General features: G+C 36.6%; 11 protein-coding genes, 1 rRNA gene and 1 riboswitch. Of the genes, 6 read left to right on the top strand and 6 right to left on the bottom strand.

Annotated elements, in window-relative coordinates; all coding sequences use genetic code 11:
• Nucleotides 1-417: 417 nt before the first annotated feature.
• Complete coding sequence (locus tag BM308_RS12720; RefSeq protein WP_074945727.1) at nt 418-1,077, bottom strand: super-infection exclusion protein B; 660 nt, start codon at nt 1,075-1,077, stop codon at nt 418-420.
• 471 nt (nt 1,078-1,548) lie between these two features.
• Between BM308_RS12720 and BM308_RS12715 the strand changes: the two genes are divergently transcribed.
• From BM308_RS12715 to BM308_RS12695, 5 genes are all read left to right on the top strand, one after another.
• A complete protein-coding gene (locus BM308_RS12715) occupies nt 1,549-1,887 on the top strand; it encodes a P-II family nitrogen regulator (RefSeq protein ID WP_031492467.1) in 339 nt (112 codons plus the stop codon).
• 14 nt (nt 1,888-1,901) lie between these two features.
• Entirely contained in the window at nt 1,902-2,483 is a 582-nt protein-coding gene (locus BM308_RS12710) for a transglycosylase SLT domain-containing protein (RefSeq protein ID WP_074945726.1), read from the top strand.
• Between the two features lie 77 nt (nt 2,484-2,560).
• Complete coding sequence (gene luxS / locus BM308_RS12705) at nt 2,561-3,076, top strand: S-ribosylhomocysteine lyase (RefSeq protein ID WP_074945725.1); 516 nt, start codon at nt 2,561-2,563, stop codon at nt 3,074-3,076.
• Nucleotides 3,076-3,630: a D-glycero-alpha-D-manno-heptose-1,7-bisphosphate 7-phosphatase gene (locus BM308_RS12700; protein ID WP_218152574.1), complete on the top strand. Its 555-nt coding sequence runs from the start codon at nt 3,076-3,078 to the stop codon at nt 3,628-3,630. Before luxS ends, BM308_RS12700 begins: the two co-directional genes overlap by 1 nt.
• Nucleotides 3,631-3,862: 232 nt before the next feature.
• The gene (locus BM308_RS12695) at nt 3,863-4,090 is read left to right on the top strand and encodes an LPP leucine zipper domain-containing protein (protein ID WP_031492472.1); all 228 of its coding nucleotides are present in this window, start codon (nt 3,863-3,865) and stop codon (nt 4,088-4,090) included.
• Between the two features lie 84 nt (nt 4,091-4,174).
• Here BM308_RS12695 and thiH read toward each other — a convergent pair whose 3' ends face one another.
• The 5 genes from thiH to thiE form a co-directional block, all read right to left on the bottom strand.
• Nucleotides 4,175-5,302: a 2-iminoacetate synthase ThiH gene (thiH, locus tag BM308_RS12690; RefSeq protein ID WP_074945722.1), complete on the bottom strand. Its 1,128-nt coding sequence runs from the start codon at nt 5,300-5,302 to the stop codon at nt 4,175-4,177.
• Entirely contained in the window at nt 5,303-6,085 is a 783-nt protein-coding gene (locus tag BM308_RS12685) for a thiazole synthase (protein WP_074945720.1), read from the bottom strand. It abuts the gene before it with no gap.
• An 83-nt stretch (nt 6,086-6,168) separates the two neighbouring features.
• Nucleotides 6,169-6,369: a sulfur carrier protein ThiS gene (gene thiS, locus BM308_RS12680; protein ID WP_074945718.1), complete on the bottom strand. Its 201-nt coding sequence runs from the start codon at nt 6,367-6,369 to the stop codon at nt 6,169-6,171.
• Complete coding sequence (locus BM308_RS12675; protein ID WP_074945716.1) at nt 6,369-7,112, bottom strand: HesA/MoeB/ThiF family protein; 744 nt, start codon at nt 7,110-7,112, stop codon at nt 6,369-6,371. Before BM308_RS12675 ends, thiS begins: the two co-directional genes overlap by 1 nt.
• Nucleotides 7,109-8,599: a thiamine phosphate synthase gene (thiE, locus tag BM308_RS12670; protein ID WP_074945714.1), complete on the bottom strand. Its 1,491-nt coding sequence runs from the start codon at nt 8,597-8,599 to the stop codon at nt 7,109-7,111. Before thiE ends, BM308_RS12675 begins: the two co-directional genes overlap by 4 nt.
• A 247-nt stretch (nt 8,600-8,846) precedes the next feature.
• Nucleotides 8,847-8,946: riboswitch (TPP riboswitch) on the bottom strand.
• Between the two features lie 434 nt (nt 8,947-9,380).
• Here thiE and BM308_RS12665 point away from each other — a divergent pair.
• Nucleotides 9,381-9,497 (top strand): 16S ribosomal RNA (locus BM308_RS12665); the annotation flags it as partial.

Raw genomic sequence — 9,497 nt, 5'->3', positions numbered from 1 at the left:
CAAGGTTAATCAGCTTGAATCGGTATCAGATGCAATGAAGCTATGTTAAAGGATTTTGTTATAAACTCAAAGGAGATGTAACAAAAAAAAGTTCCCACCTAGGGAAATGCACAGAGAAAGATAAACTGGCACAACAGGTAAAACCGGACTGTATCAAACCTGAGTTTTATAATGGTACAAAATACCGCTAATTTAATTAAGGAATACAGTCGCACAAACCATAGAGGCCAGAGTAGGCATACTCAACAAGAGGCCGGATATATAGCTGCATTTACTTCGTTATATAAGGTTGATCAAAAATCTGTTGCACATTCAAGTGGGTCCATATATATAAAATAAAAAATGCCAGTAATTACTGGCATTTTTTCCATACCTCATCGCTTAATAAGTTCGCGTTATTCCTTCATCTGCACTCTGCTATGCAGCAACATCCTCATTGTTTTCCTCAATTTCTCTCATTGGAGTGTTAACATTTCTAACCGCATTTGCGCCGATAAAGATTTTGTTCTGATGACTGAATTTCTGTTTTGCATATTCTGGTCTTGAATTCATAATCTGAGTCACCTGTTCCTCTGTCATCTTGCCAAGGGTAAGACCAATTGCCTTGTAGGTGATATATGGACGAGCTTCCTTAGCGATAATAATATCGGCTCTATAAGTGTTGCTGTCATTTACATTAACAATTCTCAGTACACCATCATCGATCAGATTTCTAACAGTAGGTTCATTAACTGGTAGAGTTAAAACAGACTTTCTCTGAAGAACATATTCTCTTAGTAAAGCTCTTTCTGCAAAATCAAGTCCCTCAACTGCCTGTACGATCTTCTCCTGCATTTTCTTCTGTGCTTTCTTGCTAAGCAGGGCATTGATGATTGTTAAGAGTCCCTGACTTATAAAATTTGATACCTCAATAATCAGTGCAAAATAAAGAACAATTTTGTTAGTTTCAATATGTGATGCGAATTCTGTTGAGATTATCTCCCATGGCATAACCAACATCATTACAGTTAAACAGAATAACCACATCATAATAGTATTAGTAATCTTTAATGCAGAAATTGAATTTTCGTGTTTCATATTGATGCTCCATTTTTTGGCGAACTTTTATTCGATGATTTCAATTTTGCATTTGCTGTGCCAACAGATTAATCTAATTCTAGAAAACTGATTTATCTAAGCTTTTTATCATTCTGTCAAATAATTGAGAGGAGAGCTAACGTCTGTGAGTGTCAAAATCTTGAAATGGACGTTATGCGATTAATTAATAGGAATAACATTCAATGAGGTGGATTTTTGCTTAAGAATGCTATGATTTTTGACATAACAAATTTTTGACTGTGTAAATTTAAATTTGCGCAGTTTTAAAGCAATTTAAATAAAAACAAATAATTTTTTGTAAAAATAAATTAATACATAATAATTAGAGCGAGATCATTTTATAATTATGCCTCTTTTCTTTTAGGATGAATTAGGCATATTGTTTGGATAGGTGTTATTATAATTACGCCTATCTCTGTACATGTTTGTATATTAAGGGCTGGAAGTTGTATGAAAAAAATATCCGCGATTATTAAACCATTCAAGCTAGATGACGTTCGAGAAGCATTAAGTGCAAAGGGTATTTCTGGTATGACAGTTTCTGAGGTTAAAGGTTTTGGCCGTCAGAAAGGACATACAGAATTATATCGTGGTGCTGAATATGTTGTAGATTTCCTTCCAAAGGCAAAAATCGAGCTTGTTGTAAAAGATGAGGATGTCGATTTGTGCATCGAGGCAATCACAGCTGGCGCTCATACAGGTAAGATCGGAGATGGCAAGATATTTGTCTCTGATGTGGAGAGAGTAATTCGAATCCGCACCGGAGAAGAAGGTGACGACGCTATTTAAATACACATTATAAGATGATTCTAAAAAAAAGTATTTTCTCTATCGTAGTTGGAGCGCTATTTATGGTTGGATGCGCTTCAACTCCCCCATCAGACATCAAAAATCTCTGTTCTATTTTTCAGGAAAAAGACAGCTGGTACGTTTCGGCTCATAAAGTTCATGATAAGTACGGCATCCCAATTAATGTAGCTATGTCCATAATGGCTCAGGAATCAGGATTTGTAGAAGATGCTAAACCAAAAATGAGATGGTTTGGCTTTATCCCATATGGTCGCGGAAGCTCATCTTATGGTTATTCACAGGCACAGGATGATGTTTGGGAAGACTACACCAGTGAAGAGGGAAGTCTCTTCACTTCAAGAACCTCTTTTGAAGATTCTCTTGATTTTATTGGCTGGTATATGACAAAAACCAAGAAAATCAATGATGTCAAATTTTCAGACGCTTTTAATCAGTATCTGAATTACCATGAAGGTTGGACTGGCTACAAAAACAAAACCTATTTAGGTAAAAACTGGCTGATTGATGTTGCAAGACAGGTTCATATAAGAGCACAGAACTATAAAAATCAGTTGGAACACTGTAATCTGTATTAAGCCGTATTCATAATTATTTAGAAAGACTCAATAATCTGAGTCTTTTGAATCAAGTTATACACAAAGGAAGGTTAATTATGCCACTAGTTGACAGTTTTTTAGTTGATCATACTATCATGCCTGCACCATCTGTAAGAATGGCAAAACTGATGAAAACTCCTAAGGGTGATACTATTCAGGTTTGGGATCTTCGTTTTAAGAAACCAAATCATGGCAGATTGTCCGACAAAGGAATTCATACTTTTGAACATTATTTCGCTGGCTTTATGCGTGAGCATTTAAACAATCCAGGTGTAGTTGAAGTAATTGATATTTCTCCTATGGGATGTAAGACTGGATTCTACATGAGTCTGATAGGTGATGCTCAGGGGGATAATGTTGCAAAATGCTTTGAACTTGCAATTAGAGATATTGCTTCATTAGATGACAACGCAAAGATTCCTGCTGCAAACGAGTACCAGTGTGGTTCTTGTGACTTGCATTCTTTATCTGATGCTAAGGATATTGCTAAGGAAATTCTAGATAAGGGCATCGTTGTTGTAAAAAATGAGGATATTGCTCTCGCTCCTGAGAAACTCAAGGATCTTGCATAGTGAACAAAGCCGCATTCTTTGATCGCGATGGCGTAATCAATATTGATTATGGTTTTGTAGGTCAGATAGAGAATTATGATCTCATCGATGGCGTTCCTCAGGCCCTAAGTCTTTTAAGAGAAAACGGGTATTATCTTGTTCTGGTAACCAACCAGTCAGGGATTGCTCGAGGCAAGTATACTGAGGCAGACTTTTTTAAAGTAACATCATTTATGCAGTCCAGTCTGTCCTTATACAATGCCTGTTTTGACAGGGTATATTTCTGTCCGCATCATCCTGAGGCCGATCTTCATCAGTACAGATGTGACTGTGAATGCAGAAAACCCAAGAGTGGCATGTTTCTTCAGGCAAAGCGGGATTTAAATCTTGATATGAGCCAGTGCCTGATGTTTGGAGATCACGCATCGGATCTGATTGCCGCCAAGAATGCCGGTATCAAGAATCTTTTTCTTGTTGGCACCCATATTGAGGAAGAATCTCCAAAGATTGGAGAAGCAGAATGTTTTCTTTCTCTTATGGAAAGTGTGAAAAAAATCAAAAATGAAAATAAGTAACTACTAATTATTTAGTGGTATCGGCGCTTACGTTTTGAAAAATATAATAATTATCAAAAGGTTAATTTTATATTTTTTGCAATTTTGTAAGATAGATCAATGATCGAAAAAAAATAATAAAAAAAATTGAAAAAAATGTGCCATTCATAAAAAATGCTACTATAATTACTCTTGCTACGGGGATGAATGATCATTCCCATATTTATCTGTTTAAACAGTTTTGGAGATAAAAATGAATAAGTTCCAGGCTACTTTAGCTGTTGTTGCTTTAGGTTCATCAGTATTAGTTGGTTGCGCTAGCAACTCTGCTCTTGAGGCTAAGATCGATGCTATCGCTGCTGACGTTGACGCTTTAAAGGCTCAGCAGTCTAAGTTAGCAAACGACGTTGCTTTCGTTAAGTCAGACGCAGCTCGTGCAAACGATCGTTTAGACAACATGACTCGTCGTTACAAGAAGTAATTTCTTGCTAAGATGATTAGAGGAAGGCTCACGTAAGTGGGCCTTTTTCATATGCATTAACTTATTTTCCTTATTTCTTTGTAATCATGTTGTAGTAGAGAAATATGTAGTTGATGCATTTTGAAATACGGCTTCAAACCCGTTGTGTTCCATTGCACTGACAACTTCATCTACAGATCTATCATCGTTAACCGTCCATTGTTCGAGATTTTCTCCTTTGTGAGCATATCCACCTGGTTCAGTAGAGGAACCTGCTGATATCGCTGTTATTCCAACAGGTAAAATCAAGTCCCTGAAGCTGGCATTTTCTCTTGTACTTAAAGTCAGATCCAGTTCATTGTCGAATATTCTTAGAGCACAAATTATCTGCAGCAGTTTTGCATCGGATACAGGAATCGTTGGTTCAAATCCTCCTGCTGCCGGCCTTAATCTTGGAAATGATACTGATAATTGTGTTTTCCAGTAATGATCTCTCATATAGAGAATATGCATAGCGGTTGCACAAAGGTCGGCTCTCCAGTCGTAAAGACCTAGAAGTGCACCGATTCCTACCTTATCAATTTCAGCTTTTCCTAAGCGGTCTGGAGTTTCAAGTCTCCACTTGTAATCTGCTTTTTTTCCTCCAAGATGAACTTTACTATAAAAATCTTTATGATAAGTCTCCTGATAGACAGACACAGCATCAAGCCCCAACTCTTTTAACATAGCATATTCTTCTGTTGATAGAGGCTGTACTTCCATTTGCAGATACGAAGCATATTTTTTGACTACCGGTAATACCTTTTTGAAGTAATCAATACCCGCCTTCCTTTCTGATTCCCCTGACACAAGAAGGATGTTTTTATATCCCATCTTGTTTATTGCAACACATTCTTCTTCAATCTGTTCTAAATCCAAAACAACTCTTTTGAATTTATTCATGACTGAGAATCCACAGTAGACACATTTATTTGAACATAGATTAGTAATATACAATGGCAGGTACATATTGACACATCTGCCAAATCTTTTTCTTGTCAGCTGTGATGAAATGGCGACCATTTCTCTAAGATAATGCCTACGGGCATTTTCTGATATAAGTGAGGCAAAATCATCAATTCCAAGGGTAGATTTTTTTGTTAAGGCTCTTTCTACGTCACGATCTTCTCTGGTATCTACTAACGATTTAAAACTATCAATATTAATTTTTTCAAGAACATCATAGAAGCTCATTTATTTCATAGCCTCCTTTAAGAACGATTCCATTGGAGAGGTTGCTCTAGAGGTCTCTACTTTATCTGCCATTCCTGCAATGTATGCTATGCGTCCAGACTCTTGTGCAAGATTAAATGCCTTTGCCATTGCTATCTGATCTCCCGCTGCGGCAATGGCTGTATTTATCATGCAGGCATCCGCTCCCATTTCAAAGGCTTTGACTGCATCTGAAGGTGCACCGATTCCTGCATCAATAATTACTGGTACATGAGACTCTTTTATGATTATCTTTAACATAGATAAAGTCTTCAGGCCTCTTGCAGAACCAATCGGAGCGCCTAGCGGCATGACAGCACATACCCCAAGATCTTCTAATCTTTTGCACAGAACTGGATCTGCATTTATATAAGGAAATACTTTAAAGCCCTCCTTACATAAAGTTTCACAGGCCTTAAAAGTTTCTATTGGATCAGGCAACAGATACTTAACATCTGGGTGAACTTCGACTTTGATCCAGTCAATGCCTAATGCTTCTCTTGCAAGTTGAGCTGAAAAAATTGCTTCTTTTGCATTTTTTGCACCCGATGTATTAGGCATGAGCTGAACTCCAAGCTCTAAAAGTGGGTTTATTATTTCATCGGTATGATCTGTGGTATCAATCCTTTTTACTGCCATTGTTGCAATTTGAGCTCCTGAGGCTTTGCATGCCTGTGCAAGCATTTCTCCAGAGGCATATTTGCCTGTACCGATTATGAGTCGTGATTTAAAATTTTTTCCTGCTAAAGTAAATGTATCTTTCATGGTTTTATTTAAGCTTCCATAATTTATGGATCTTATATCTCCTAGTTCGGTTATATATTTGTTTGTTTTGAATTTGTAATTTATTAGCCACCTGCGACCAGATTAAAAATATCTAAATTCATTCCTTCTTTTAAAATAAAATTCTCCCAGTTTTTCTTAGGAACTATCTGTTCATCAACAGCTGCTGCTATAGTCTTTGTTTCTAGTTTTAATTCTGAAATAAAGATACTTAAAGATAAATTTTCCTTAATTTCCAAAGAATTTCCGTTATAAATGATTTTCATTATTTCTCCTTATAATTTCCGCAACATTTACACTGAAGAGATTTTTTTAAAGAAAAGCTCTTGATTGCGAATTTTTTCAAATCAAATAGATATATTTTTCCTAATTTGTCCTGAATAATGTCTGAAACGACCTGCATAGTGAGATTTGCTGCAAATGCTGAAACTGCAGAGGCATATGGTCCAGTGATCCCATTAGGTTTTATTGTGGCATTTTCGCCTGCTAAGCACTCATAGCAGCCGTATTTACTGATGAAATCAGGATCTGAAAATTTAAAATAGGATAATAGGGCGTTCTCGCCTGTAACGGAGGCGTGAATTAGATCAATTTTATGTTTGTAACATAACCTGTTTATAGAAAGTCTGGTTTCCATGTTGTCACTAAGATCTAAAACCAGTCGACAGTTTTTTGTAAAGTCGAGAAAATTTTCTTGAGTGATTTTATTATTAAATGTGTTTACATTTGCTCGACGGTCTAATTTCTTTAGTTCATGTTTACAGCAATTGACTTTGCTTTCTCCTATATCTTTTTCTCTATATAGGATCTGTCGGTGCAGATTTGACTCATCTATATGATCATAATCGGCTATATTTATATTTAATGCACCTGCCCCCACCAGTAGATATGAGCATAGGCCACCTAATCCTCCACATCCTACTATGGCAATTCTTTGCTGGCCTAGTTTTTTATCAATATCCTGATATCCTTGGATTATCTGTTGTCTTGTGTATCTGTTGACACTCATTCTTGTTGACTCTCAAATAATTTTTGCCATTCTAAAATTGTTTTTTCAGGATCATCTGCTTTGGTAATTCCAGAAATAAGGGCAATTGACCTGACTCCAGTTTTTAATACATCTTTCGCATTGTGAAGTTTGATCCCACCTATTGCCACGGTACATATGTTTTCATGAGCCAGTAATTGATTCTGATATTTGAGTTTCTCTATCCCTTGAGGCTTTGAGTTCATAATTTTTGTGTTTGTTGGGAAAATATGTCCAAGGGCGATATAGGATGGTTTTAATTGATATGCTTTTAACATTTCATAAGGACCATGAGTTGATATTCCAAGTCTTAATCCAGCCCTACTTATTTTTTGAAGATCGGCTTTTTTCAGGTCCTCCATTCCAAGGTGAACTCCATAGGCCCCTGCCTTAATTGCAAGTTCATAATGATCATCAATAAAAAGCTCTGCATCATACTGCTTTGCGAGTTTTACACTTTTATCTATTTGGTCAAAAAGATCCGGAGAAGATTTGGCCTTTATGCGAAGCTGAAGAGTCTTAACCCCTGCCTTTAATACTCTTTCGACCCATTCATAGCTGTCTACAACCGGATATAAGCCGAGTTTTTTGCAGTTGGTAAAGGAATTAGTTTGATTTGGGAATTCATTTTCCTGAATGAATGGGAATAATGAAATATTGTCCGGAACTCCATTATGTCCTACAGGAGGTCTTTCTTTGTTGTAAGGAAGGGCTGGATTTAATATTCCACTGTATACATATGCTTTTGCTATGACGGCAGCATCATGTGCTGCGTAACCATCTGCAATAAGAGCAGCCAGTGCTGATGAAAATGCACATCCGCCACCATGAGCTCCGTCTCCTTCTACTTTAGGATTTGACATTGTAAAAGATAACTCTTTTGAAACAAAAGTATCTATAGCAGTGTCTGTTCCGGTTTTATGTCCTCCTTTTATGATGACGTTTTCTGCTCCGTTATCAATGAAGTATTCTCCAAGTTTCTGTGTACCGTATTTCTCAAGATCTTCAGGGGTCCAGCCTGCAAGCTCCAATGCTTCAGGAAGATTTGGGGTAAAGATGGTACTTACTTTTAGAATTCTGTTTAATGTACTCTTAAGGTCGGCACTTTCTAGACGTCCTGCTGTTGCTGTTAACACAGGGTCCCAAACTAAAGGAATTTTATGGGATGTATTTTCAAAGAAATTTAAAGTAGCTTCAAGAATATCTTTGTGGGTAATCAGTCCGATTTTTGCTGCAGAGATATGTTCCCAGTCTTCTCGGTCTAGTCTTAGTGTTTCTCTGAATTGCTCAATAGAACTCTCCTCGATTCGAGTAACATTCTTCAGAGACTGTGCTGTAATGGCGCTAACGCAAGGTAGTCCCCAGGCACCACAATCGTGGATTGTCAGCATATCTGCGGTTATACCGGCGCCTCCTCCAGAATCTAATCCAGCTATAACAAGGACTAAAGGTCTATTATTGAGGTACATGTTTTAGGCTCCTATGTCTGTAAAATTTATACTAGGTTGATTTTTAGAAGAAATAAAAAGAGTTTGCGGGTATTGATTTGTACTGAAAATCAGAGTTTGTATCTTAAATAAGAACAAAACTGAGAAAAATGCGGATAAAGAAAAAAAGGAGTGTTGAATTACCCCATGAAGGGAAAAATTAAAGTTTGATTGTGCTTTGAGATGTTTGTATTCTGACATCGACATATCCTTTTTATAATAAAAAAATGCATGCCGACGCCTTGTTTCCTACGCAGGAATTATCCTGATCAGGTATACGGATTTTGCAAAACAGCAATCTCAGCCCTAAGGCACTCCGACAAGCAAAATTAATTATATACAAGTGAATAAAAAATACAATTTTCTTTTTTAGAGTCAATTAAATAGACAATATTGAAAATATTTTTTTTTCAGTTTTTAGAAATCACCGTTGTATGTGAATATACAGTACAATTTGTTTGTAAAAGAGATTAAACTATTTAAATGATTTTTTAATGGCAATAAACAGCATAATTAAGCCAATCTAAAAAAAAAATTAATTAAAACAGAAAAAAAAAACTTATAAAAAAGTTTGACACAATTCAAAAAAAGTCTATAATGCATTTCCGTTGTCACGAACGACAACGACAAATAAAACCAAGCGTTTTAAAAGTTCTTTAAAAACAAGTACGGACAATCTGTGTGGGCCCTCGGAAGAGGGAAACAAAGAGATAGAGAAGGCTAAGGCTGAAGGACTATCAAAAAAAATAAATCAAAATCTTTTTTATCGAAGAGTTTGATCATGGCTCAGATTGAACGCTGGCGGCAGGCCTAATACATGCAAGTCGAACGGTAACATAGGAAAAGCTTGCTTTTCCTGATGACGAGTGGCGGACGGGTG

Source organism: Succinivibrio dextrinosolvens (assembly GCF_900116345.1).
GTDB classification, from domain to species: domain Bacteria; phylum Pseudomonadota; class Gammaproteobacteria; order Enterobacterales; family Succinivibrionaceae; genus Succinivibrio; species Succinivibrio dextrinosolvens_B.
The sequence above is the reverse complement of the archived record's forward strand: the minus strand, read 5'-3'. Positions and strand labels throughout refer to the sequence as shown.